The 24099-nt window shown below is 43.9% G+C and carries 22 protein-coding genes; 10 read left to right on the top strand and 12 right to left on the bottom strand.

All coding sequences use genetic code 11. From position 1 onward, the window contains the following. Nucleotide 1: 1 nt before the first annotated feature. The 4 genes from Q0230_RS04025 to lptE all read left to right on the top strand — a co-directional run bounded on the left by Q0230_RS04025 (nt 2) and on the right by lptE (nt 4349). Complete coding sequence (locus tag Q0230_RS04025) at nt 2-343, top strand: DUF1820 family protein (RefSeq protein WP_298608419.1); 342 nt, start codon at nt 2-4, stop codon at nt 341-343. 220 nt (nt 344-563) lie between these two features. Further along, entirely contained in the window at nt 564-1172 is a 609-nt protein-coding gene (locus tag Q0230_RS04020; RefSeq protein WP_298608417.1) for a hypothetical protein, read from the top strand. A gap of 71 nt (nt 1173-1243) precedes the next feature. Continuing rightward, complete coding sequence (gene leuS / locus Q0230_RS04015) at nt 1244-3838, top strand: leucine--tRNA ligase (protein ID WP_298608636.1); 2595 nt, start codon at nt 1244-1246, stop codon at nt 3836-3838. A 1-nt stretch (nt 3839) separates the two neighbouring features. Further along, on the top strand, nt 3840-4349 hold the full coding sequence (gene lptE, locus Q0230_RS04010) for an LPS assembly lipoprotein LptE (protein ID WP_298608415.1): 510 nt from the start codon (nt 3840-3842) through the stop codon (nt 4347-4349). Here lptE and recD read toward each other — a convergent pair. Together recD and Q0230_RS04000 are read right to left on the bottom strand one after the other, a co-directional pair. After that, nucleotides 4317-6041, bottom strand: a complete 1725-nt coding sequence (gene recD / locus Q0230_RS04005) for an exodeoxyribonuclease V subunit alpha (RefSeq protein WP_298608413.1) — start codon at nt 6039-6041, stop codon at nt 4317-4319. The two genes, lptE and recD, sit on opposite strands and share 33 nt — an antisense overlap. Then, nucleotides 6042-7169, bottom strand: coding sequence for an FAD-dependent oxidoreductase (locus Q0230_RS04000; RefSeq protein ID WP_298608411.1), 1128 nt, complete (start codon nt 7167-7169; stop codon nt 6042-6044). Between the two features lie 136 nt (nt 7170-7305). On the opposite strand from Q0230_RS04000, the gene Q0230_RS03995 reads away from it, so the two are divergent. Further along, nucleotides 7306-8679, top strand: a complete 1374-nt coding sequence (locus Q0230_RS03995) for an L-serine ammonia-lyase (RefSeq protein ID WP_298608409.1) — start codon at nt 7306-7308, stop codon at nt 8677-8679. Between the two features lie 59 nt (nt 8680-8738). Here Q0230_RS03995 and Q0230_RS03990 read toward each other — a convergent pair whose 3' ends face one another. The 9 genes from Q0230_RS03990 to Q0230_RS03950 form a co-directional block, all read right to left on the bottom strand. Then, nucleotides 8739-9356, bottom strand: coding sequence for a protoglobin domain-containing protein (locus Q0230_RS03990; protein WP_298608407.1), 618 nt, complete (start codon nt 9354-9356; stop codon nt 8739-8741). 244 nt (nt 9357-9600) lie between these two features. Then, nucleotides 9601-9987: a hypothetical protein gene (locus Q0230_RS03985; protein WP_298608405.1), complete on the bottom strand. Its 387-nt coding sequence runs from the start codon at nt 9985-9987 to the stop codon at nt 9601-9603. A gap of 104 nt (nt 9988-10091) precedes the next feature. Then, the gene (locus tag Q0230_RS03980; protein ID WP_298608403.1) at nt 10092-11405 is read right to left on the bottom strand and encodes an ATP-binding protein; all 1314 of its coding nucleotides are present in this window, start codon (nt 11403-11405) and stop codon (nt 10092-10094) included. Next, complete coding sequence (locus Q0230_RS03975) at nt 11406-12068, bottom strand: response regulator transcription factor (protein ID WP_298608402.1); 663 nt, start codon at nt 12066-12068, stop codon at nt 11406-11408. 133 nt (nt 12069-12201) lie between these two features. Continuing rightward, nucleotides 12202-12819, bottom strand: coding sequence for a protoglobin domain-containing protein (locus Q0230_RS03970; protein WP_298608400.1), 618 nt, complete (start codon nt 12817-12819; stop codon nt 12202-12204). A gap of 232 nt (nt 12820-13051) precedes the next feature. Continuing rightward, complete coding sequence (rtcR, locus tag Q0230_RS03965) at nt 13052-14659, bottom strand: RNA repair transcriptional activator RtcR (protein WP_298608398.1); 1608 nt, start codon at nt 14657-14659, stop codon at nt 13052-13054. Nucleotides 14660-14714: 55 nt separating this feature from the next. Next, nucleotides 14715-15305 carry an HAD family hydrolase gene (locus Q0230_RS03960; RefSeq protein ID WP_298608396.1) on the bottom strand — a complete coding sequence of 197 codons (591 nt, stop codon included), beginning with the start codon at nt 15303-15305 and terminating at the stop codon, nt 14715-14717. A gap of 14 nt (nt 15306-15319) precedes the next feature. Then, complete coding sequence (locus Q0230_RS03955; protein WP_298608395.1) at nt 15320-16324, bottom strand: J domain-containing protein; 1005 nt, start codon at nt 16322-16324, stop codon at nt 15320-15322. A gap of 10 nt (nt 16325-16334) precedes the next feature. Then, nucleotides 16335-16931, bottom strand: coding sequence for a 3'-5' exonuclease (locus Q0230_RS03950; RefSeq protein ID WP_298608393.1), 597 nt, complete (start codon nt 16929-16931; stop codon nt 16335-16337). A gap of 119 nt (nt 16932-17050) precedes the next feature. Here Q0230_RS03950 and Q0230_RS03945 point away from each other — a divergent pair, with 119 nt between their 5' ends. Then, nucleotides 17051-17896, top strand: a complete 846-nt coding sequence (locus Q0230_RS03945; protein ID WP_298608391.1) for a heme-dependent oxidative N-demethylase subunit alpha family protein — start codon at nt 17051-17053, stop codon at nt 17894-17896. A gap of 47 nt (nt 17897-17943) precedes the next feature. Here Q0230_RS03945 and Q0230_RS03940 read toward each other — a convergent pair whose 3' ends face one another. Further along, nucleotides 17944-18735 carry a carboxypeptidase-like regulatory domain-containing protein gene (locus tag Q0230_RS03940; protein WP_298608389.1) on the bottom strand — a complete coding sequence of 264 codons (792 nt, stop codon included), beginning with the start codon at nt 18733-18735 and terminating at the stop codon, nt 17944-17946. Nucleotides 18736-18848: 113 nt separating this feature from the next. Between Q0230_RS03940 and Q0230_RS03935 the strand changes: the two genes are divergently transcribed. The 4 genes from Q0230_RS03935 (at nt 18849) to Q0230_RS03920 (ending at nt 24092) form a co-directional block, all read left to right on the top strand. Continuing rightward, nucleotides 18849-19343, top strand: coding sequence for an SH3 domain-containing protein (locus Q0230_RS03935; RefSeq protein ID WP_298608386.1), 495 nt, complete (start codon nt 18849-18851; stop codon nt 19341-19343). 156 nt (nt 19344-19499) lie between these two features. After that, on the top strand, nt 19500-20723 hold the full coding sequence (locus Q0230_RS03930; protein WP_298608384.1) for an RtcB family protein: 1224 nt from the start codon (nt 19500-19502) through the stop codon (nt 20721-20723). Between the two features lie 48 nt (nt 20724-20771). Beyond that, on the top strand, nt 20772-21107 hold the full coding sequence (locus Q0230_RS03925) for a hypothetical protein (RefSeq protein WP_298608382.1): 336 nt from the start codon (nt 20772-20774) through the stop codon (nt 21105-21107). Between the two features lie 681 nt (nt 21108-21788). Beyond that, complete coding sequence (locus Q0230_RS03920; protein ID WP_298608380.1) at nt 21789-24092, top strand: hybrid sensor histidine kinase/response regulator; 2304 nt, start codon at nt 21789-21791, stop codon at nt 24090-24092. Nucleotides 24093-24099 lie beyond the last annotated feature (7 nt).

Here is a 24099-nt window from a genome sequence, read left to right as displayed (position 1 = left end):
CTTGAGCAATTCACGTATCTACCGTATTTCTTTTGCTAACCATAATAAGATTTACGAAGTTTTCGCTAAACAAGTCTATGAATCTGATTTATATGGCTTTATTGCTATTGAAGAATTGGTTTTTGGTTCGCAAAGCGAATTAGTTATTGATCCTGCCGAAGAGCGTTTGAAATCTGAATTCGCTTCAGTGAATCGTACCTTCATTCCATTGCACGCGATTATTCGCATCGATGAGGTTGAAAAGCCTGGTGTGAGTAAAATTCATGCGTTAGATGGGGGTAAAACCAATAATGTCAGCCCGTTTGCTCGTCCGCGCACGTCTGGCGATAAAACTAGCGATTAGTTCTTAAGCTTTATGCTGATTCAATCTTATGAAAAAGCCTTGATCCTTAGGGTATCGAGGCTTTTTTATTTTTAACTAGCTGATTTAGCACATTAACGGTTTTATTCTGCCTATCAAACTAAGCCTGCTTGTACTTCGTCTGGAGAATCTCATACTAATTGTTAAGTTCTAAGCAATCCGTTTAGACAGCATCCAATCACTATAGGGGAGCAAGTCATTTATGTTTCGCTATTTAATAATTTTCTTGGTACTCGGTTTGACAGCTTGTGTCAGCCCACAATACCAAACTAATTATCGTTTTACTCCACCGCCTGCGGGCGCAGGAAAAGTGTGTTTAACGCGTTGTGATGCCGCTTTAGGGCAATGTAGGCAGCAATGTGCTGCTAAAACTAGTCAGTGTTTAGCTAAAGCTCGAACTCAGGCTCAGCAAGAGTTGCCTATTCTATTAGGGGCTTGGGAGCGGGATATGTTGGTTTGGGAAAAAGCGATGGATCGCTATGAAACCGATTTGCGTTTCTGGGAAATGGAAATGCGTCAGCGGCGTTTAATGCGTGACTTACAGCGTGATTTGCATCATTGTCGTCCAGGTGAGCGTAACTGTGCGCGCTTCCCTCGCCACTATGGCTTAGGTTATCCAGATGCTTGGGATCGCCCTGAGTCGCCTGGGCCTGCGCCTAAACGTCCTACTTTAGAGTCTGAAACAGCGCGAATTCAAGCTGAAACTTGTCCTAAAGATTGTGGCTGTGATCAAACGTACCGGCAATGTTATGGCAGTTGTGGTGGAAATGTTCAGCCTTATCAAGTTTGTGTGAAGAATTGTGGCGGGTAGCTGGTAATCAGTGGGTAAGCTTTGTATCCTTCGCGTTTTAGAATAGCTGGTTAGTAGAATTCATGAGCAGCATGCAGGAACAATATACGCCTAAAGCGCTAGAAGCCGAGGTACAGGCTTTTTGGGACACCGCTAAATCTTTCGAAGTGAAGGAAGATCCGGATAAGCCGAAATACTATTGCTTATCCATGTTCCCTTATCCTAGCGGCGTGCTGCACATGGGGCATGTGCGCAATTACACCATCGGCGATGTAATTGCACGTTTCCAACGCATGCAGGGCAAAAATGTCTTACAACCAATGGGCTGGGATGCTTTTGGTTTGCCTGCTGAAAATGCAGCGATTCAGAATAAAACAGCCCCTGCCAAATGGACTTATCGCAATATTGACTATATGCGTAGCCAGCTCAAATCGATGGGTTTGGCGATTGACTGGACACGCGAATTAGCAACCTGTAAACCAGAATATTATCGTTGGGAGCAATGGTTCTTTACCCAGCTTTATGAAAAAGGCTTGGTTTACCGCAAAAAGTCCACCGTGAATTGGGATCCAGTCGATCAAACTGTATTAGCTAATGAGCAAGTGGTGGATGGACGTGGTTGGCGCTCGGGTGCTCTAGTCGAGCAGCGTGAGATTGATCAGTGGTTCTTAAAAATTACTGCTTACGCTGATGAATTATTGGATGAACTGAACAAATTACCTGGTTGGCCATCACAAGTTAGGATCATGCAGGAAAACTGGATCGGGCGCTCTGAAGGTGTAGAGCTACAGTTCGGTTTGGAGCATAGTAAAGGACATTTAACCGTTTTCACCACTCGGCCTGATACTTTAATGGGCGTGACTTATGTCGCAGTTGCTGCCCAACATCCGTTAGCACTGAAAGCTGCCGAGAAGAATCCTGAATTAGCGGCTTTTATTGAAGAATGTAAGCTTGCCAAAGTTGCTGAAGCGGATATGGCGACGATGGAAAAGAAAGGGATGGATACTGGCTTAAAAGCCATTCATCCTTTGACCCAGGAAGAAGTCCCAGTTTGGGTCGCGAATTTCGTGTTAATGTCTTACGGTTCTGGAGCAGTTATGGCAGTACCGGGACATGATCAGCGTGATTGGGAGTTTGCGAATAAATATCAATTGCCGATCCAACAGGTGATTGCGCCAGCAGATGGGCGTGAAATTGATATAACTGCGGCGGCTTTTACCGATAAAGGGGTCTTGGTTAATTCAGGCCGTTATAATGGTTTAAGCTCGACTGATGCCTTCAATACGATGGCTGATGAATTAGCTGAGCAGGGCTTAGGACGCCGACAAATCAATTATCGCTTGCGTGATTGGGGTGTCTCGCGGCAACGCTATTGGGGTTGTCCGATCCCAATGATTTATTGTGATAGCTGTGGTGTACAACCAGTGCCAGCTGAAGACTTGCCCGTGCTCTTGCCAGAAGATGTTGAGTTCGACGAAACCGGTGGCTCACCGATTAAGAAAATGCCGTCTTTCTATGAGTGTACTTGCCCTGCTTGCCAAGGTCCTGCGCGCCGCGAAACCGACACTTTTGACACTTTCTTTGAATCTTCTTGGTATTTCGCGCGTTATGCTTGTGTTGATAATGATCAAGCGATGTTGGATGAACGTGCGAACTATTGGTTACCAGTTGATCAATATATCGGTGGGATTGAACATGCGATTCTACATTTATTGTATGCGCGCTTCTTCCATAAATTAATGCGTGATCATGGTATGTTGGAGTCCGATGAGCCATTTACCAACCTCTTAACGCAAGGGATGGTATTGGCGGATACCTTCTATCGTGAACGCGAAGGTGGCGGTCAAGAGTGGATTCCGCCAAGTGAAGTCGATGTACAGCGTGACGAAAAAGGCCGAATTACTGGTGCGACTTTAGCTAGTGATGGTTTGCCGGTCATTCCTTCCGGCATGAGTAAAATGTCCAAGTCAAAAAAGAATGGTGTGGATCCGCAAATGATGATTGAGAAATATGGCGCGGATACTTTGCGCTTATTCTCGATGTTTGCAGCCCCACCGGATCAAAGTATGGAGTGGTCAGATTTTGGAGTAGAAGGTGCTCAGCGCTTCTTACGGCGCTTGTGGAAACAGGTTTATGACCATGTCTCCAGCGGGATAGTGGATAGTAGTACCCCTTATAGCAAACTCAGTTCTGCACAGCAGGATTTACGGCGCAAATTGCATCAAAGCTTGCAGAAAGTCACCGATGATATGGGGCGGCGCTACACCTTCAATACGGCCATCGCTGCCAATATGGAGTTGATGAATGAAATTACCCGTGCTGCAGATGAGTCTGAAAATGGCCGGAAATTACGCCAAGAAATTTTAGAAACCATCGTCTTAATGCTGGCTCCGGTTACCCCACATATTTGTCATAGTCTGTGGCAAGCTTTAGGCCGCAGTGGTGCGTTAATTGATGCTGCTTGGCCTGAGGTTGATGAGGCTGCTTTAGTCCAACATACGCTTGAGCTTATTGTGCAAGTGAATGGTAAAGTGCGCGGTAAAGTGAAAGTGAATGCAGCTGCTAGTGAGAGCGAAATTCAAGACAGTGCTTTGAATAATGAAAATGTAAAGCGCTTTTTGGAAGGCAGCACGGTAGACAAAGTGATCGTAGTCAAAGGTCGCTTAGTGAATATCGTGGTCAAATAAGGTGTTACTACGCCTAGTCAAAAATATGATCAGCCTGCTGCTAGTATTAATGCTAGCGGCCTGTGCTGGCTTTCAGTTAAGAGGAGCTGATTCAGCTTTATTGGCTCCACTTAAAGGTCAACAAGTCGCGGTACAAGGCCTCGATGTGAATAGCAGTTTTAGCAAAAAGCTACGCACTGCTTTAGAGCAAGCGGGTGCGAGCGTTGCTACAGATTCACCCGCTACTATGCAATTGACCATTACTGATTTCAAGGAAGAGAAAACCGCCACTGCTTATTCAGCAGCGCGTCAAGTGCGGGAGTTTAATCATTATCTGAATCTGCATTTTACTGCAGAAGCTAAAGATAAGCCTGAGCTCAAGCCCTTAGAGTCGTCGCTGCACGTTGAACGCAATCAAATCTATGACAGTCGTTATGTTTTAGGTGTGAGTGAAGAAGAGCGCAGTATTCAAGCTGAATTAGAGACTGAGGCGGCTCGTTTACTCGCTTTGCGTTTGGCTGCTTTGCGCTGATTCCAGCCTAGCTTGAATGCGCCAAGCTAAACAGGAGGTCGCCGGTAAGGATCGGCGTACCGCCGCTAAAATGACTGCCTCCTTACCCATTAAATCAATCTGCCTGCGAGCACGAGTAATGCCTGTATAAAGCAGCTCACGGCCTAAAATTTGCGCTTCAGCATCCTCGGGTAACACGAGTAAAACTTTCTCAAATTCAGAGCCTTGACTCTTATGAATCGTCATCGCCCAAGCGGTTTCATGGGCGGGTAAACGTACAGGGGCAAAGGCACGGAAATTGCCATTCGGCTCTGCAAACCAAACCCGCAATTGCCCATTCGCCTCCGGCAAACTCAGGCCAATATCCCCATTAAAAAGGTTCTGCCGATAGTCATTTTCGGTGATCATTACTGGGCGACCTGCAAACCAAGGGCCTTGGAAACGGTTTGGTAACACACGTCGTAAGAGACTACTAATCCGCTGATTGAGCTGCTCAGTGCCTAAGGAGCCTTTGCGTAAAGGTGTGAGTAAACGGAACTGATTAAACGCTGCAAACAGAGCAGGGAGCTGAGCTAAATCTTGTTGCCAAGCTTTGACTTGTTGTAAATAGACTTGCCATACATGATGTAAATACTGCTCACTAATTTGCGGGCTAGGATCCCAAGTCACTCCCACTGGAGTCAAATGTAAAATATCTAAGATGGTTTGCTCTTGCTGATCACGCACGGCTTTTGCCAATTGACCAATGCCCCCACTCGCATCAAAGCGCCAACTTTTCTCCAAAACCACAATATGCTCATTTAAAGGATGTGTCTCTGCATCAACTGAGCATAAATCCCTGAAAATAGAGCCGGTTTCAACCGAGGCTAACTGATCCCGATCTCCCAATAGTATTAAGCGCGCATTAGGACGTACCGCTGCGAATAGATGGCTCATTAAGGAAATATCAATCATTGAAGCTTCATCAACAATCACCACATCGGCAGGCAAAGGATAGTGCGCATGATGACGGAAGCCTACTTTGCCAGGGATATAGCCTAATAAACGATGCAGGGTGCTGCCTTGTTCGGGAATCAGTGCTGCTAGTTCAGGCGATAATTGCAAATTCGTTTTGGCTTGGCGAATCGCTTCTTGCATACGCATCGCGGCTTTACCAGTCGGTGCGGCTAATTTAATCCGTTGCGGATTAATCTTGAAATGCTCAATCAGCAGGCATAATAAACGAGTCACCGTAGTGGTTTTACCAGTACCAGGGCCGCCCGAGATAATCAGAAAGGGCAGGGACGCAGCCCGTTTGACTGCGTGCCTTTGCAAATCCTGAGAGCTAGTTGGAAACCAATTATCTAAAGTAGTTTGTAAAGCAGTTGAGTCAGTAACCAGTTTTAACTGCAAGCGTTGGGCGATATTAGTTGCTAAGTGCTGTTCATACTGCCAATAGCGGTTTAGCCAAATATGCCCTTGTTCAATAATCAATGGAGTATAAGCATTAGCTTGGCCAATCACGGGTGAAGCTAACAAAGCCTCTATTTCCTGAGCGCTAATAAACTGGGGTAGCGGTGCTGCAATAATGCCTTGGCGAGTAGCTGAACTGGTATAGCAAGCTAGCAACTCTAATTTTTCCTGTTGAGCAGCGCTGAGTACGTAACCGCACTCAGCACATAAACGTACTAATAAAGCAGCAAATTGTTGATCGAGGAAGGAGTAATGCTCCACTTAACGATACTGCCTTAAATACCACCACTCAAAGCCTCGCTTCGTCCAGTGCATCGCTTTATTTGCAGGTAACACGGTATTTTTATTTTCAGTCCGGCTGACAAATAAGCCTTTGTCGCAAGAGTCAATAATACACATTAATTCAATTTTGAAAGTCGCATCAGCAGTTTTGCCGTTGAGTTCCGCTATTAAATTCTTGGCTGCACATTCGGCCTGTAAATCAGCCATATGCGCTTGTTTGGGCATCCAGTCGGGGCCGGGGAAACTACCCGAATCACCCGCCACATAAACAGCAGACATGCTTTCAACTTTGCAGTGTTGATTCGCTTTGACTAAGCCGCCTTCGGAGCGTGGTAATTCACTATTATCAAACCACAGATTGCCAGTCATACCAGGCATGAAGAGAATCAGATCAGCAGCAAATTCGCCACCTTCAGTTTTGACTTTATCTGCTTCGAAACCGACCATTTTATGGCCTAAGTGGGTACTAATATCGCGTTTCGCCATTTCATCCATTAAGCCTTTGACGGCATTTTCACCTAAACGAATGCCTGGTTTAGGGGCTGGGCTAAAAAACACCATCTTAAACTGCTCGCGCCGACCTTGCTGACGCAATAAGGTATCCGTGCCAAACAGGAATTCAAACATAGGGCCACCGCGCATCGCACTCGGCTCATTCGGATTGCCCGCAAAACCCATCGCAATCGTACCGCCTTGCATCGCCGCTAAACGATCACGAATTTTTTCAGCGGCATCAATGCCTTCACAGGGGGTAATCGCATGTTCAATACCAGGCAGTTTTTTAATAAAACGCCCACCCGAGGCAATAATTAAGCCATCATTAGTGACAGGCCCTTGATCAGTTACGACGGTGCGGCCTTGATCTTTTAAGCCGGTGACGCTGGCTTGCACAAATTTAACATCCATGCGTTTAAAGAAATTGGCGAGGGGAATAATAATATCTTCACGTTTGCGCAGACCCGAAGGTACCCAAATCAGGCTGGGCAAATACTGTAATTCGGGGCGTGGAGCGATTAGGGTAATCTCTACAGCTTGCTCAAGTTTACGTAATTGGCGCACAGCCGTAAGGCCAGCAAAACCAGCGCCAATAATAGTAATTTTTTTCATCCGTATTCCTCTCGATCTAGGTCGCAGTGCTATTGACTGACTAGTCAATTAATGTGATAAAGATACCCTAGCGCCTTTAGTTTAACTGATTTGGCGCAGCTTTTAAAAAATCGTCACGCATCACAGGTTAAGCGTTATGGCAGTTAGTGTCTTTGATATTTTCAAAATAGGAATTGGTCCGTCTAGCTCGCATACAGTAGGGCCGATGCGTGCGGCAAATTACTTCTTACAGCGCTTACGTGAGCGTGGATTGTTTGCCCAAGTTACGCGTATTCAAGCAGAACTTTATGGCTCTTTAGGGGCGACTGGGAAAGGTCACGGCTCCGACAAAGCCGTATTACTAGGCTTGGAGGGCAGCGAACCTGAAACAGTCGATACGCAAAACATCCCGCAGCGCATGCAAAACATTATTGATCAGCAAGTGCTGAGCTTGGGTGGTGAGCGCAGCATCAGTTTTAACTACGCGACGGATTTAGTTTTCCATCGCCGTAAGTCTTTACCCTTTCATCCGAATGGCATGATTTTCCATGCCTTTGATGCAGGTGGGCACTGTTTACAATCGAATACTTATTATTCGGTTGGGGGTGGCTTTGTGGTGAATCCGGATAATGCCGAAGCCCCCATAGTTGCCGATAAAACCGTCCAGCCTTATCCCTTTAAAACCGGCAGGCAATTGCTAGCCCTGTGTAAAGAACATGGCTACTCCATTAGTCAGTTAATGTTATTTAATGAACAAGCTTGGCGTAGTGAAGCCGAAATTCGTGCGGGTTTATTGCATATCTGGAAAGTGATGCAGGATTGTGTTGAGCATGGCTGTCGTACCGAAGGTATCTTACCTGGCGGCTTAAAAGTCAAACGGCGCGCTGCGCCTTTATGCCGCAAGCTGCAGCATGACAATAATTTGAATTCAGCACCTTTAGGCACGATGGATTGGGTGAATCTATTCGCGCTTGCGGTGAATGAAGAGAATGCTGCAGGTGGTCGGGTTGTTACTGCGCCTACGAATGGTGCAGCGGGGGTGATTCCAGCCGTGATGCATTATTACTGGCGGTTTGTACAGGGGGCGAATGAGGATGGGATTGTGCGCTTCCTACTCACGGCTGGGGCGATTGCAATTCTGTATAAAGAAAATGCTTCAATTTCGGGGGCAGAAGTGGGTTGCCAAGGTGAAGTCGGTTCTGCTTGCTCAATGGCTGCGGGTGCTTTAACCGAGGTTTTGGGGGGAACACCGGAGCAGGTTGAAAATGCCGCAGAAATTGGTATGGAGCATAATCTCGGGCTTACCTGTGATCCGATTGGTGGCTTAGTGCAAGTCCCGTGTATTGAACGTAATGCAATGGGGGCGGTGAAGGCGATTAATGCTTCACGCATGGCTTTGCGTGGGGATGGTTCACACTATGTATCTTTAGATAAAGTGATCAAAACGATGCGCGAAACAGGTTTAGATATGAAAACCAAATATAAAGAAACCGCTCGTGGTGGTTTAGCGGTGAATATTATCGAGTGCTAAGCTTGCTTTACAGCCTTCAAAACAGCCCTTGGTTTTGAAGGCGATAAAAACAGTTAGCCTTAAGCGGCAGCAGCCATCCGCAATTGAGTTTGTTCAGCGACGAGAGTTTGGCCTTGTTTAACCAGTTGATCGATCTCGATATTCACTAAACGTCCTAAAATCCGGTCATTTAAACCAGAAGCGCGTGTAATCGCTTCTTGGCGGGTGACGATAAAGCTTTCAATGATCAAGCCACAGACTGTGGCATGTAGTTTATGCAGAATATGAATAACGGTTTGCGCTTCTTCAGCAGGTAATTCCGCTAGTAAACGTTCTTGTAAAAAGCTCATAATCCATGACCACATACTTAAGACTGCTGAGTTTGGAACATTGTGTTTGACGCGGATAATCCCCATGAGCGCCTGCCAATTCCAATACAGGTCATCAAACTGTGCGGACATGGTCACGCGATACCATTCATGCAGAATCATTTCACGTTGCTGACGCGTCATGCCGGTGATATGCGCATGGGCTGCAGCATCTGAATAAATAAGATCGTAAAAGCCAGTAATCACTGAGCCTTGATAGCGGTTAAAAAATTCACTGTATTGACGCAGCTTTTGCCCATCTTCAGGGGTAGGGCGCATAAATACAGGAATATTTTGCAGAATTAATTGAGTGGTTGTTGAGAGGTCCATTACTCATCCTTTCAGGTTGGGCTAACTTGAGGCTGTTCTGTGGTTAGACATTAAGCTTAAAAATCCCTGAATGTACCTAAATAGGTTGGATTTTCCTAGTAAAATGACCTAGGTGAATATTAACAATTTAGTTTATTTGTTAGGCAATGGTTAGTTAGGCTTAAACAGTATTGGCGGAAGTAGAACTGGCGCAGATCCATATCCCTATGGAGTTCTGCGCCACAAATGAGGGAGGTACTTTTAATTATTTTTTGGGCGTTTGAGTACCGGTCTGAGTACTCGCTTGCGGGTCGGTCATAGGTTTTTGTGGTGCTGCAGCAGTTTTATGTGCTTTAACCTTTTTATGAGCTGCTTTTTTGTGTTTCTTACTAGCTTTTGCCTTTTTATGAGCAGCAGCTTTTTTGTGTGATTTACTAGCATGCTTAGTAGTTGCAGGCTTTTGAGCAGGCTTGGCCGTGACTGCAGCAGGCGCTGTAGTTACTGCAGGCGCTGTAGTTACTGCAGGCGCTGTTGTTGCTGCCGCAGGATCTGGGGTTGCTGTAGGGGCAGCTGCATCAGTTGCATAAGCTTGTCCACCTAAAGCCAGCGCAGTGAGTAAAGTAGCAGTTAAACTAGCTAATTTCTTATTCATGATTAGGCTCATTTCCTTTGAGTGTTCTGGTTGTTGGCAGTCAGTATTGGACTGCATGGACTGCATCTTAGGTGGGAATTAATTAAAAAAGACTTAAAAGATGTTTAAAATTTATTAATGTTTTTGGGTAGTTTAAGCTCCACCAATAAGCCTTGACCTAAGGGGCTATCTAGCAACGCAATACTGGCGTGATGTTGCTCAGCAATACTTTTCACAATCGCTAAACCTAAGCCTGTGCCACCTTGCTGGTTGTTAGTGGCTCGATAAAAACGCCTAAATACTTGTTCACGCTCCTCAGCATCAATGCCACAGCCATTATCAACCACGCGTAACACTATCGCCTGGTTATCTTCATGTACCGCAACAATCACAATACCTTCAGGCGGTGTATGTTTTAAGGCATTCTCAATCAGGTTGCGTAGGAGGATTTCCATGCTGCTGAGATTCATAAGTAATTGAATATCTTCTGGGCTAGTTTGTGCCTCTAAGTGGATTTTTTTCTGTTGTGCCAAAGCTTGCTGGCTTTGTACTGCATGTACCACTAATTGATTAATCGAATGCAGTTGGAAGTTAGTAGGCTCTAAGCTAGATTCTTGGCGTGCTAATAACAGCATCTGCTCAACCAAGTGAATAGCCCGATTGAGGCGTTCATGTAGTTTAGCTAAGGCTTGGCTGCGTTGTGGTTCTTGTTGAATTCTTTCAGTCAGTTGGAGTTGTAGTTTTAAGGCTGTCAAAGGTGAGCGTAATTCATGCGCGGCATCGGCGACAAAAGATCGTTGTGCATTTAGGGCGCTGGCTAAACGAGCTAAGAGTTCATTAATCGCACGAGTAATAATGACCAATTCCTTCGGTAATTTTTTGGTCGGGAGGGGTTCTAATTGATCAGGGGTACGTTCGGCCAAAGCTTGAGCGGTGCTACGGAAAGGGCTTAAACCTTGATGAATAATTAAAGCTACTAAAATGAGGACTAAAGGAATGATGAGTGCAAAAGGCAAGATGGCTTGAATGGCCAGTTCAGTAGCTAACTCATGTACTGCCGAACTTTGATAAGCAACTTGAATATAATTAGAGCGCCGATTTTCGGTGTAAATCCGCCAACTGGTGCTAAATGCTGTAATAGTCTGAAAACCTTGCTGGGTATAGCGTGGGAGCTTCCATTCGGGATTCGAACTATAAATTAGATGCTGTTTATGATTCCATATTTGTACCACGATGTGTTTGTTTAAAGAATCGCGTTGATAGATAGTTTTGGTATCTAAATGTGCAGGAAGGGAAGTAGCAACTTCTTGCAGTAAATAGTCAAATAGTTCAGTAGTAGCTGTGAAGGATTTCTTATAGCTAATAATGCCTGAACAACTGCTTGCTAACACAATACACAGCACTAGCCAGAATAAGAGCTTATTTTGAATACTTGGCAATTAAGCATCTTCCTCGATTTTATAACCAACCCCACGCACATTTTTAATAAAGTCTTTACCGAGTTTTTTACGTAAGAGATGAATATAAACTTCGACGGTATTGCTTTCGATTTCATCTTGCCAGCCATACAGTTTGCTTTCTAAAGTCTCACGCGATACCACTTGCCCCGGTTTTTCTAGTAAGACTTGCAGCAGATTAAATTCACGTACTGAAAGATGAATCTGTTGGTTTTGATAAAAGGCTTGATGCTTGGCTGGGTCTAAGCGTAAACCATTGCCTGCCAACTCTGGCTGAGTACGCCCGGCTTTGCGCCGTAATAGAGCACGAATGCGTGCGAGTAATTCATCTAGATCAAAAGGTTTAACGAGATAATCATCCGCACCACTGTCTAAACCTTTAACTCGATCGGAAGGAGCATCCCGTGCTGTTAAAATCAGTACAGCGGCTTCACCTTGTTGCTTACGATAATGTTTGAGAACGTCTAAGCCTTGTAAACGGGGTAAACCTAAATCTAAGAGAATCAGATCATAGAGATCATGTTCCAAGGCGAGGAGAGCTTGATGACCATCCTGTACCCAATCCACCGCATACTGAGCATGCTGGAGGCTGGCTTCTAGGCTTTCGCCAATCATGAGATCATCTTCAATAAGTAATAAGCGCATCGCTTGCGGTTTCAGTTGGGTTTATTAATGAAAGGCTGCTTAAACCTTATTCTGGATTTAAGCAGCTTAGCTGAATAAGCGTGCATAAGAAAACATAGAATTTCTTATGCCGTCAAGCTGAAACGGTAGCAGGTTAAGCGGCAGAACTTTGTAAGCCTTGTGCTTGAATAAGAGACTCGCGGCCTTGTTTGAGGAGGGAATCAATCTCAACGTTAATAAAGCGCCCTAAAATTCGTTCATTTAAACCCGAGGCACGGGTGATTGCTTCTTGTTGGGTCATTAAAAAGCTTTCGACAATCAAGCTACATACGGTTGCCTGTAATTTGTTCAAGACGCTGATGATAGGGCGGGCTTGTTCAAGTGGAAGCTCTGCCAACAGACGTGTCTGTAAAAAGTCGACCATCCATGCCCACATACTTAAGAGGGAAACATTAGAAACTTTGTGTTTCACATGCACGATGCCGACTAAGGTTTGCCAAGCCCAATAGTCCTCATCAAAACTGCCACTAATGGTGACCTGATACCATTGATGTAGTGTTTTTTCGCGTTGTACACGTAGCTTAGGCTCGCCAAGTACCAAACGAGTATTAGAATCACTGTAAAGCAAATTATAAAATTCATTAATTAGGCTAGCTTCATGCTTTTGGAAAAAGGCTCGTTGGGCACTAATTAATTGCCCCTCCTCCAGACTGGGGATTCGCGCGGCAGGCATTTTTTGCAAAATTGCCTGGGTCATTTGAGTTAAATTCATCTGTATTCTCCAACATATCGATTAGTATTTGATTAATATTTAATCAAAATTATAATTTAAAAAATAATTAATGCATAAATATTTAGCAAAAAAGGTTTTGCTTAATTTTTATTATTTATTGATTAGTTATTAGTAGATTTTTTAAGAAAGTATTATGCGTATGGCTCAGTTTAAAGCTAGGTAATTATGTCACAAATTTTGAATAAGTAATTGATTTAAAAAAGATAAGAAATCAATTTCCCCAGTTACTTTTGTAAGTCTTTTCAAAATTCAGCCCAAATTTTTGCAAATAAATGCGTAATCGATGTGAATCATTCTGTGAGCTGCGTTGAGTACGGCTGATATTAAACAGTTTACGTCCTGCATCTGCTAAGTTTTTACTCGAGCGGCAAATGCTTAAGACTTCAGCTAACTGGATTTGGTCAAAATAATCCATAGTTGCGAGAATTTCAGGCTCAACTAAGTGTCTTAATAAATCACTATGCGGGGTTTCAGTTTTTGTTTGGAAGGCTTGCCAATCATAACTGAGGCGTTGGATTTCATGTGCGACCAAAGCTTCATTAATTCGCCCACCTTGCGCCAGAGTTGCCATCCGCGTCACGCTCGAATTCAGATCACGGAAGTTAGCGCGCCATAAAGCAGAGGGTGAATGGGCAAACTTAAGATAGTGCTCACGAGCGGTTTGGTTAAAGCTGACTTTATGCCCAACTTTGTGAGTAAATTGCTGTAATTCATAATCAAGATTTGGCTCAAAATCCTCAATCCGATCTTTTAAACTTGGCAATTCATAAGTCCAAAGATTAATCCGTGCCAGCAAGTCTTCGCGGAACTTACCGGCTCGTACTTCAGCAAATAAATCCCGATTAGTGCCAGCAATCAACTGGAAATCGCTACTCACCGTTTTATCACTACCAAACGGGATAAAGACTTTCTCTTCGATTGCACGCAAAAGCATGGCTTGTTCATCGAGGCCAAGTTCACCGATTTCATCTAAAAACAATAAGCCTTTATGTGCTTCTCGTAATAAGCCATTGCGTTGCGTGAGCGCGCCTGTAAATGCGCCTTTTACATGCCCGAACAGAGCCGACATAGCATTATCGCCGCGTAAAGTTGCGCAGTTGACTTCTACCAAATCACCACTGATTTGCCCACGGTGTTTTTTCAAAGCAAAAATCCGTTTAGCTAATTGTGACTTACCCACGCCCGTAGCACCGGTTAATAAAATCGGTGCTGCAGAACGAATCGAAACTTGTTCAAGCTGTTCAATTAAATAGTTGAAATGCGCATTCCGGGTAGCAATTCCGCCTTTGAGATAACTGATGCCTTCTTGAGCTTCCTTGGCAAAGCGTGAAGCAATTTGATCATAGCGAGATAAATCCAGATCAATAATATGATAACTGCCTTGCACACCTTCTTTGCTAGGGGAAGTTTGGATGAGTTTTGCGGGAATGTAGTTCGCTTCAGTTAGCAAAAATAAGCAGATTTGAGCAACATGCGTGCCTGTGGTGATATGCACATAATAATTCGTGGTTTCAGGTTCAAAAGTATAGGACTGCGCGAATTTATACAGCTCGCTATACACCTGTTCAAAATCCCAAGGGTCAGCATAATCGACTAAATAATTCTGTACCTGCGTCTGTGGGCTGGTTGCCTGCATATCCTGCATGGTCAGCTTAGCTAATTCGTTTTCAGCCGCTTGATGAATCAGTACAAACTCATCGACTTGTAGCTCAGGGTGCATCAGCAAACTCATAGACGGACGCCAATGATTCCAGCGACGTTTACCTAAACCTTGCTGATCAAGACGCGTGCCAAGAATGCCGATAACGGTAGTTTTCATAATTGCTACTGAGTTTTATAAGAGTAATTAACTTAAGAGTAGCGAGTTTGGCTCCTTAAGCCAATAACTCCGCCAAACTAGCCACACACCAATCCGCATGCTCCCGAGCTGGAAATGCGGCGCTCGGGTCTATATACAGGGTAGTAGTGCCCGCTGCACGTCCGGCTTGTAAGTCATACACAAAATCACCCACCATCACCGCTTCATGCGGCTCGGCTTGCCATTGTGCTAATAAGCGGTGAATCCCTGCTGGATGCGGTTTAGGTGGGGCACAATCGCGACTGATTAAATCCGCTGCCGTGAAGTGCTGATCTAAACCTGCAGCGGCTAAGGTGACTTGGGTATTCAGTGCGCTATTGCGGGTGAGCACACCAACACGTGCCCCCTGTGCGCGTAAATAGCTTAATAATTTCTGGGCACCTTCAGCCGCTTCTGAACGCTTCGCAATCTCTAATTCAATCGCTTGTAAGCGTTCATAAAGCGGTGCTGCAGTTTCAGGTGGCAAAGCGGCTAAACTTTCCAGAATGGTTTGATCAGGTGGTAAGCCTAAGGCTCGGCGAATGGCGCTAAAATCATGTTTACTGAGGGTTAGCGTGCCATCCATGTCAAAAATCCAAAATTTACGAGCTAATAAAGGGTGAGGCATAGTGAGTTCCGTATTTAATCAGCGTCTAGTTCATAGGCATTCAGCCAAAGCTTGAAGTTCTGCACCTCACGCAAGTCATTTAATAGGGCTTGAATGGCAGTTAATTGTTGTTGCAGCAGTTTTACATCGGCTTTAAAGCTTTGTTTCAGGCGCTTACTGCTAAATAGTTCAGATGGGTGTAAATGAGCAGCCGCTTTTAAACCGAGTTCTAAATTTTGGCTAGCAGTTTGTAATTGTGTGAGCTGCTTGCTTAGTACGCGCTGATAATGTTCTAAACGCTCAGCCGCGAGCTGTTTAGATTTGCGGGGTTGAATCTGTTCAGCAGCAAGCTGTAGTTCTAAAAGCTTTAATAAATCTTGCTCTTGGTAAGCTACATTTACTTGCTGCATTAAGGCCGTTTTACGCTGTTGTTCGGTTGGGTCAGGCTCACGGTCAGGATGTAGGCTAGCCACCAATTCTCGATACACTACGCGAATCGACTGAGTGCTCTTTAAACTGACGGCTTGTTCACGTGCTTGTTGAGCTTTTTGTTTAGCCGCTTGTTTGTAGGCGACCCGCTGCTCAGCCGCGGCTTGTTGGGCGGCTTCAAATGCATTGTAATCGTCATTTTCAACATTCGCGGCAGGTGTTTTCTTAGGCTTAGCCACTTGAGTTTTACTAGGCTGAAATACATGGCGCTGCTGGATAGTTTCAATCACTGGCTCAGGAATCACCGTCAGCACTTGTTCACAGAGTAGTCGAATGAGCTGACTGAGCTTGGTGGTTTGTTGTGGGCTGAAGCGCTCGTGATGTAAGTGCTCATCCATTAGTTGCACTAAAATGGCCTGCTGCTCGGCATAGCGGCGGCGCAGAGGCAGATATTTGGCTAAAACTTCGCGTTGATGCAAATCGGCCAGGGCTTGCCAGTCAGCTAGGCGTTTTTTTTCAAGTGCAATCGCTGCTAAGAGTTGCTCAAACGCCTGCTGCTCAGGTGTTGCGATGTGAAATAAAGAGTCGATAAGATCAAGCGAGGATTTCATAGCCGCAAGTTTAAGCTGGTTTAGTAGTTTTAAGCAGTTGCCGCCCTAAAGTATAAGGCATTAATTGCGCCATGTTCCGTACATCATCAATGCCGCGATGGTGCGTACCAAGCAGCTCTAAACCAGCCATTTTGAGTGCGCCATCCATCCCATACCGCTTCGGTAAATTTTGTGAGTCAGTGAATTGGCGTTTGATATTCAAATGCGGTGCAGCCAAAGGAAAGGCGAGTTGATGATAAGCACAGTCTTGTGCAAGCTGCGTTTTATCATAATCACCCCAAGAGCAGAATAGCAGCCGTGAATAAGGTGCAAGCCATGTTTGAAAGGCTTGAATTGCTTCTGGAAAATTAGGTGCAGTATCCACATCGCTTTGCTGAATCGTGGTGAGTTGTGTGCAAAAAGCTGTGAGTTTGGGGTGGCGTACTGGATGAATAAAAGTATTAAATTCATCCAGCGTCCGGAGGCTGTTGGCATCCAGCAGCACCGCACCAATTTCAATGATTTCCATTTCATGGCGCGGAATTAGGTTTGGGTTGGCACCATTGCGGTCGCAACAAGTGGCTTCTAGGTCGACAATTAAATAATGGTCGAAGTCAGTTAGGTTCATCAGTTATTCTCTTTAAAGTTATTTTAAGGGGCTTGCGTCAAGTTTAGCCGAAATAGCCATTGCTCTTAGCGGGTTAGCTCTGCAAAATTTATTATTTGTTGCTTGATTGAAGGTTCATTATGCCGATTCTCACTCCTGCTACTGCTATGCCTTGGACAGTTGCTGGTGCTTTTAAAATGCGCCCTGGTTTATCCCGTCTTGAAGCGGATACGGTTAGTGTATTTTTACGAGATGAGCTTGCTCCTCAATATACTCAACGTAAACAGCAATTATTAACTGAGGATCGGCAACGGGCTTTACTAGGTGAGGCTGACACGCAGGTTCTAGCGGAAATTGCTAACCGCTATCAACAGCAGACCGATATAAGGCTGGCTGCCAACGCTGAAGCGCTTACCTTAGGGATGCAAGAAGACTTTGTGATTCTACATGATGAAGCAATCGGCACTGAATGGGAAATGCGTACCCGTTTTTTATCTGTGTGTTTTCCTTCCAATTGGAATCCGAGTGAAAAGCTGGGTTTAAATTTTCACGCGATTCATAGCCCTGTTGCTGATAATGCAATGCTACAAGCCGGTGCCAAAGGCATTGTTGATTTAGCCTTTCGTAAACATACGATGGTACGCCATGTCTGGCTTTTAACACCCAATAGTGATCTACCTGCGCATCCGCTCTATCGCCCGCGTCTGTGGGCAGATGCTTTGCAACAGGCGGGTGAGGGGTCTTTGTTAGATCAGCTTTATTTTCGGGTTGAGCGTCAGACTACTTTACCTTTGCCAGAGCTGAAGCGTGGCGTGTTCTTTATTCGGGTGATGCTAGCACCCTTAAGTGCAGTATTAAGAGTCGAGCCTGAACGAGCTAAGCAATTAGCTGAGGCTTTGCGTTCAATGAGTGAAAGTATTGTGGAATATCGGGGGATGACGGCTGCACTCCCACGAGTTTTACAGGAGTTGGATCAGTTCAATTAAAGTACTAAAGCCTAGAAGCAAGTTCTAGGCTTCAAGCTAAATTTTAGCTAAGGACAAGCGCGTGAATGCCAATGGCCACGCTTAATTTCACCCATACAGCCATTGATAATCGCAAAGGTCGTGGCAGCACATTGGCCTTCGTTCGCGCGTGGATTACGGTCTTTGGCTAGGCAAACTTGGCTACTACATTGTTTGCCATCAGTGCATAAGCGCCCTGCATCTTTATAACTGAGATTGCAACCTTTTACTCCACGACTAATAAACTCCCATTTCCCACCTTGCGCTTGGCATTTTTGCTGCTCATTGACCACGGGTGGTTTAGGTGGAGTGGGTGGATTGGGTGTTGTAGCTGGTACTCCCTCTAATTTTAGATTAAAGCGATTTGTGAGTGGTGTGTCTAAGCCACCTTTTAGTGCTTGCTGGCAGATGTTGGGCGTAGGATTAGCGAGTGGATTAGTACTAAGGAAAATAGGGATTGGGCGAGTATCGAGGGTAGTCTTGCGCCTTAAATGCTGCAGTGCATTGGGATCATTTTTCGTAAGCTCCGCAATTTCTGCTTTATTCCAAGGTCGGCTAACCGTCACAAGGCGCGGATAGCTGGGAATCACTAAACGGTAATAGCCATTTACATTGCTAGTCGCAGTTGCTTGTAATTTAGTGTCGCAATTATAGAAATAAGCCTTTACCGCAGCGCCTGCTACAGGCTTGCCGTCTTGTAAAACTTGCCCAGCAATTTCTAAATTCTTCAAGGGTTCAGGTGGAGCGGCAGGTACAGCTAAAGCAGTTTCAGTCGCCAAACCTAAGGCTAATAGTAAAAATCCATAGAACTTTAAACGCATAATAGGTCCTTAATGATTAAACGGCAGCAGTTTCTACAAAACCTTACTAAAGGTAAAGACATAGGGTTTTAGCTTAAATTCCTAAGAGCAAGTGTTTTAATCAGGAGGGCAAAATGAAACGGAGTTTATTCATGCTGAGTAGCTGCTTGCTTAGCTTTAGTGTTACCAGTGTGCAGGCTTTTACTGGCCCAGCAACCTATGCGGTGGTTTGGGTAAAAAGTGAAGATAGTTTGCGCTTAAGAGCAGGGCCAGCAAGCAGTTATAAGGTTCTGAAAAATATTCCCTTCAATGCGATTAAGGTAAAAAATCTAGGCAGTCGCACGGCGAGCGGCTGGTGCAAGGTTCAGTATCTTGGTGTGAAGGGCTGGTCATTTTGTAAATATTTGAGTGAATCTTCAGGAGCGCGGTATTACTCCTCGCATGGTTACGCAGGCTCTTTGCCGTTCTATCAGCAGGCCAGCAGCAAAAGCACAGTAGCGGGGAGTTTGCCTGAATATGCAACGGGCATTGAAGGCTTAGATGCTTGTATAAGCACTTGGTGCCGAATTCGCTACGATGGCAAGTTAGGCTGGGTACAACGCAAATATTTGGCGAGCTGGCAGTTTTAGTATATCTAAATAGATAGTTTTAAAATTTTTAAGATATTAAAAACTACAATCGCATGTTTGTTTGTAGAGGCTATTAGTTTGTAAAACAAAAGCTTAGTTAAGTTGGCACATTGCCTGCAATCTAGTTATCAAACTTAATTCAAGGAGATAACAAGTATGACCACGACAGGCAACTACGAAGTCTTATTCGAACAAGGTAAAGCACCGATTAAAGCATGGACTAAAGGTGTGTCTTTTGATGCTCACTCCAAGCAGCAGTTAAAAAATATTGCCTCCATGCCTTTCATTCATAAATGGGTTGCAGCGATGCCCGATGTGCATTTAGGGAAAGGGGCTACGATTGGTAGTGTGATTCCAACTATTGGTGCAGTGATTCCAGCGGCCGTGGGTGTGGATTTAGGTTGTGGGATGATGGCGGCGAAAACCACCTTGAAAGCTGATGATTTGCCGGATTCCTTGAGGTTAATGCGTGCAGCGATTGAGAAGGCCGTGCCGCATGGTTTGACCTTTGGAAATCGCGATAAAGGGAGCTGGACAGATGCGCCGTCGGAAGCTTTGGCGAAGTGGTTGCCTTTAAGTGAGGGTTTTAAAAAGCTGTGCGAAAAGTATCCTTGGTTGGAAAAGAGCAATCACTTGGCGCATTTGGGGACTTTGGGTTCGGGGAATCATTTTATCGAAGTGTGTATTGATGAAGCCGATTGTGTGTGGGTGATGCTACATAGTGGGTCACGCGGGGTCGGTAACAAAATCGGGTCGCATTTTATTGCGCAGGCGAAAAAGGATATGGAGCGTTGGTTTATCAGTTTGCCGGATAAGGATTTGGCCTATATCCCCGAAGGTTCGGATCATTTCCGTGATTATGTGGAAGCAGTGGCATGGGCGCAGGATTTTGCACAGGCTAATCGTGAAGTGATGATGGCGCGTACTTTACAGGCGATGCGTGAAGTGTTGCCAATGCCATTTTCTGCGGATGTGGAGGCAGTGAATTGCCACCATAACTACATCAGTAAAGAACATCACTATGGGCAGGATGTGTGGGTGACGCGAAAGGGTGCAGTGAGTGCGCGCAAAGGCGAGATGGGGATTATTCCGGGCAGCATGGGCGCGCGTTCGTACATTGTGCGCGGATTGGGAAATGAAGAAAGCTTTTGCAGCTGTAGTCATGGTGCAGGGCGCGTGATGTCACGTACTGAGGCAAAAAAACGGGTATCGATGAAAGAACATGTGAAAGCTGTTCAAGGCGTGGAATGCCGTAAAGATGCTGATGTGCTTGATGAAACACCAGCCGCGTATAAAAACATCGAAGCGGTGATGAAAGCGCAAGAGGATTTAGTGGAAATTATGCATACCTTGAAACAGGTTTTGTGTGTGAAGGGGTAGCAGTAAATTTGCTGCTTTCTTTTTTATTAAACTATAAGTGAAGGTGTTATGAGCGTTCGTATTGAACACCATATTGATGCCAGTGAACCCCAGCCAGATGGGAGTTATAGTTTTTACTATGAATACGATCTGTACTATTTTGACAATAATAGTGAGTCTATTTTGGTGGCTAGAAGTTATATGAATACCCCAACAGAGGTTTCGTTTTTAAGTAAAAGTAAATCTACCGTTGATGGGGAGGAAATAGAGTTTCTGTCAGAAAGCGATTTTAAAACTCCTCTATTGATAGAGGCTATTCAATATTTACGTGATCTAGGTAAGACCCAATGTAAATGGTTAAAGAAAAATAGCCGAAAAGGTTATGTGAAGTGCCCCATTTGTTGAGCTAACCTCGAACGGGGATGCTGGCGATAATCGGTGTGCCACTGCCTAAAACGATAAGTACGGCAGACGAGTAAAATCGCAGTCAACTAAGCAGAATAGCTCGCAGGGTTGCGGATGCAGGTTGAAAGCTCCAAGGGGTTGAGACTGGCGCGCGTTTTCCAAGAGCGTTCTGGCTAGGAGTAATGCCCTAGTTTTGGCTGTTCGCGGGTTCGAATCCCGTCATCTCCACCATTAAGCAGAGTTTATGAATATCTTGAAAAAAATGTGCGTATGCAGTGTTCAATTCATGGCTAAAATAAGCTTATATTAACGAAGGACTAAAAGATCAAAAATCTACAGTGTTTTTTAATAATTTCGTACATTAAAAAATATAAATTATATGAATTAATATAGTAATTTGGTTAAATTTTTTGCCACATTATAAGGCTAATGACTGTTTTTATATCGAAATTTGCCTATAATATAAGCATATTCATGCTGATATATGCTACTTAACCCTATCTATTTATTGTTTTTTAGTCTATTTCTATATTAGACTCTAAAGTTTGTTAAAAAATTCAGATAAAAGCTCTTGAGGGTGTCGCTTTTTGATCATGTTTATTCATATTATAGTTTAATCCATGTCTTTTATTTCATTACTTGAATATCTAATAAGTAAGTATTTGTGGAAAATTTTTATAATTGACTAGGATTGCTTTACTCTTTTTTCTCTTAGTATTTGTGGGTTCGCTCAAGGCTGAAGGTTTGCCTGTCGTTTTGGATCAGCAAGTGGAAACAATTCCGGTTTTACCCGTACTGGAGGTCTTAGAGGATAAGAGCGCTTACTTAAATCTAAAAGATGTAGCCAACAATCATACGGAGTTTGCATCGGATTGGCATAGACCTACAAAAGTAGGCTATAGCTTGTCGGCTTGGTGGTTGCGTTTTGATGTGATTAACCAAAACTCCAATAACCTCGATTGGTATTTGCGCTTACAAGATATAGATAAAGACTCTGTTCAGCTTTATATTCTTCCAAGTAAGAACACGATAGCGACTGAAGCTATCAAAACTATTCCAATTATATCTGAATTAAGACGTGCAAGTTTTCGCTTAGAGCTTCCTGTAGCTGTTCAATACTCCGTCTATTTACGTATTCATAACTCGAATCGCCCTCTAGTTTTCAAGCCTGAGCTATTAAGTGCTGATAGTCTACTCAAAGGGGTTGTTAGTGATCATATATTATACGCCTTAGTTCTAGGTGGAATGCTAATTATGTCAGTCTATAATTTGCTGACTTTTTTTAGCTTAAAAGAAAGAAGTTACTTAAGTTTAACCATTTTTATCTTTGCTACTTTTATTAGTTTAGGTCATGAAAGTGGCCTGCTAAGTTTATTTATTCCCAATTTAAACATTAGCTACATTCATATGGTGTTTTATATGCTATCTGTGGTTAGTGGAAATAGCTTTTTTTATTATATACTGTATATAGCAGAGCGACTGCCGGTTTGGGCTAATTTATTTAGAATCCATTTTTGGCTATCTTTTTTAATAATGCTGATTATTTATTTGCTTCCATTTCAGTTCTTTTTCCCCTCGTTTTTTGGATTGGTTTTATTACTATTAGTTGCCCCAGTTGTGTGGATTCTATATAAAAATCAACTCCCAGAAGCTATGACTTTTGTGTGGGCCTTTAGTGTGATTTTAATTTCATGTATGCCTAGTTTCTTGTTTGGCATTGGGGTTTTGACTGAGGATCGAGTAGCTCTGAATATTTCAATGTTTGGGTTTTTATTATTTATAGTGCTTCTTTCTATCAGTCAAAGTACACGTACCCGTGAGTTGCGTGATCAGGCTCAGCAAAGTGAGGCTGCGAATAAGGCTAAAGATGCGCTCTTAATGACCATGAGCCATGAGCTGCGTACACCCATGCATGCAGTCGTGAGTAGCGGGACTTTATTGCGCCAAACTCAACTAACAGTGCAGCAAAGTGATTATGTGGCTAAGTTGCAAGCTTCTGCGCAACACATGTTGAGTCTAATTAATAATATATTAGACGTTTCACGGATGACTCATGTGCAACCAGAGGTGAAGGTACAACCCTTCAGCCTGCAAGCAGTTTTAGAAAATCTCGAGAAATTATTAGGTGATCAAGCACGGCATAAGGGCTTAAAGTTTGACCTTGTGAGCGAATATCCAACCCATATTATTTTGATGGGGGATTCTATGCGTCTTTCGCAAGTTTTATTGAATTTACTAGATAATGCCGTTAAATTTACGGATGTAGGTTCAGTAAGTTTAATTATTAAACCCATTGGAAAGTGGTTGAATAAAATAGAATTGGGTTTTAATGTAGCTGATACGGGTTTAGGATTATCACTTAAAGAGCAAGAGCGTTTATTTGAGCCATTTTTTCAAGCTAATTCTACTATTAATCGCCGCTACAAAGGTACGGGTTTAGGGCTAACTATTAGTTACAACTTAGTTAAGCATTTAGGTGGGCAACTGTCTGTCAAAAGTCGACCAGCCCAGGGTTCAAGTTTTTTCTTTAAACTTAGCTTTACTATTGCAGAGCAACAAGCAGAAACTGCTGATACTCAAATATCTGTCACTACCAAGCATCACTATCAAAATAAGATGGTGTTATTAGTTGATGATGACCCCCTAAATCAGTTTTTCGGTCAAGAGTTGCTTAATGCTTTGGGTGTTAAAGTTAAGGTAGCAGCAAGTGGGGAGAGTACTTTGGTGAAGCTCCAAGCGGACGCTTATGATTTGATTTTTATGGATGTGAGCATGCCTGATTTGGATGGTTATCAAACTACCCAGTTGATTCGTAGTCAGTTAGGTCTACATACTTTACCGATTGTTGCTTTAACTGCACATGCCATAGCAGGGGAGCGTGAGCGTTGTTTAGCTGCAGGGATGAATGATTATTTAGCCAAGCCTTTTAGCATTCAGGAGTTAGAGGCAATGTTGGCAAGATGGTTGCACGATAAAGATAGTTAGCTATTTT

Source organism: uncultured Thiothrix sp. (genome assembly GCF_937876535.1).
In the GTDB taxonomy this organism is placed as follows: domain Bacteria; phylum Pseudomonadota; class Gammaproteobacteria; order Thiotrichales; family Thiotrichaceae; genus Thiolinea.
This window is presented reverse-complemented; position numbering and strand designations above follow the sequence as displayed.

Excerpts from the sequence above, each read along its gene's own strand:
- Q0230_RS04020 (WP_298608417.1), top strand. The coding sequence starts at position 564 with ATGTTTCGCTATTTAATAATTTTCTTGGTACTCGGTTTGACAGCTTGT.
- leuS (WP_298608636.1), top strand. The coding sequence starts at position 1,244 with ATGCAGGAACAATATACGCCTAAAGCGCTAGAAGCCGAGGTACAGGCT.
- Q0230_RS04000 (WP_298608411.1), bottom strand. The coding sequence starts at position 7,169 with ATGAAAAAAATTACTATTATTGGCGCTGGTTTTGCTGGCCTTACGGCT.
- Q0230_RS03995 (WP_298608409.1), top strand. The coding sequence starts at position 7,306 with ATGGCAGTTAGTGTCTTTGATATTTTCAAAATAGGAATTGGTCCGTCT.
- Q0230_RS03990 (WP_298608407.1), bottom strand. The coding sequence starts at position 9,356 with ATGGACCTCTCAACAACCACTCAATTAATTCTGCAAAATATTCCTGTA.
- Q0230_RS03985 (WP_298608405.1), bottom strand. The coding sequence starts at position 9,987 with ATGAATAAGAAATTAGCTAGTTTAACTGCTACTTTACTCACTGCGCTG.
- Q0230_RS03975 (WP_298608402.1), bottom strand. The coding sequence starts at position 12,068 with ATGCGCTTATTACTTATTGAAGATGATCTCATGATTGGCGAAAGCCTA.
- Q0230_RS03970 (WP_298608400.1), bottom strand. The coding sequence starts at position 12,819 with ATGAATTTAACTCAAATGACCCAGGCAATTTTGCAAAAAATGCCTGCC.
- rtcR (WP_298608398.1), bottom strand. The coding sequence starts at position 14,659 with ATGAAAACTACCGTTATCGGCATTCTTGGCACGCGTCTTGATCAGCAA.
- Q0230_RS03960 (WP_298608396.1), bottom strand. The coding sequence starts at position 15,305 with ATGCCTCACCCTTTATTAGCTCGTAAATTTTGGATTTTTGACATGGAT.
- Q0230_RS03955 (WP_298608395.1), bottom strand. The coding sequence starts at position 16,324 with ATGAAATCCTCGCTTGATCTTATCGACTCTTTATTTCACATCGCAACA.
- Q0230_RS03950 (WP_298608393.1), bottom strand. The coding sequence starts at position 16,931 with ATGAACCTAACTGACTTCGACCATTATTTAATTGTCGACCTAGAAGCC.
- Q0230_RS03945 (WP_298608391.1), top strand. The coding sequence starts at position 17,051 with ATGCCGATTCTCACTCCTGCTACTGCTATGCCTTGGACAGTTGCTGGT.
- Q0230_RS03940 (WP_298608389.1), bottom strand. The coding sequence starts at position 18,735 with ATGCGTTTAAAGTTCTATGGATTTTTACTATTAGCCTTAGGTTTGGCG.
- Q0230_RS03935 (WP_298608386.1), top strand. The coding sequence starts at position 18,849 with ATGAAACGGAGTTTATTCATGCTGAGTAGCTGCTTGCTTAGCTTTAGT.
- Q0230_RS03930 (WP_298608384.1), top strand. The coding sequence starts at position 19,500 with ATGACCACGACAGGCAACTACGAAGTCTTATTCGAACAAGGTAAAGCA.
- Q0230_RS03925 (WP_298608382.1), top strand. The coding sequence starts at position 20,772 with ATGAGCGTTCGTATTGAACACCATATTGATGCCAGTGAACCCCAGCCA.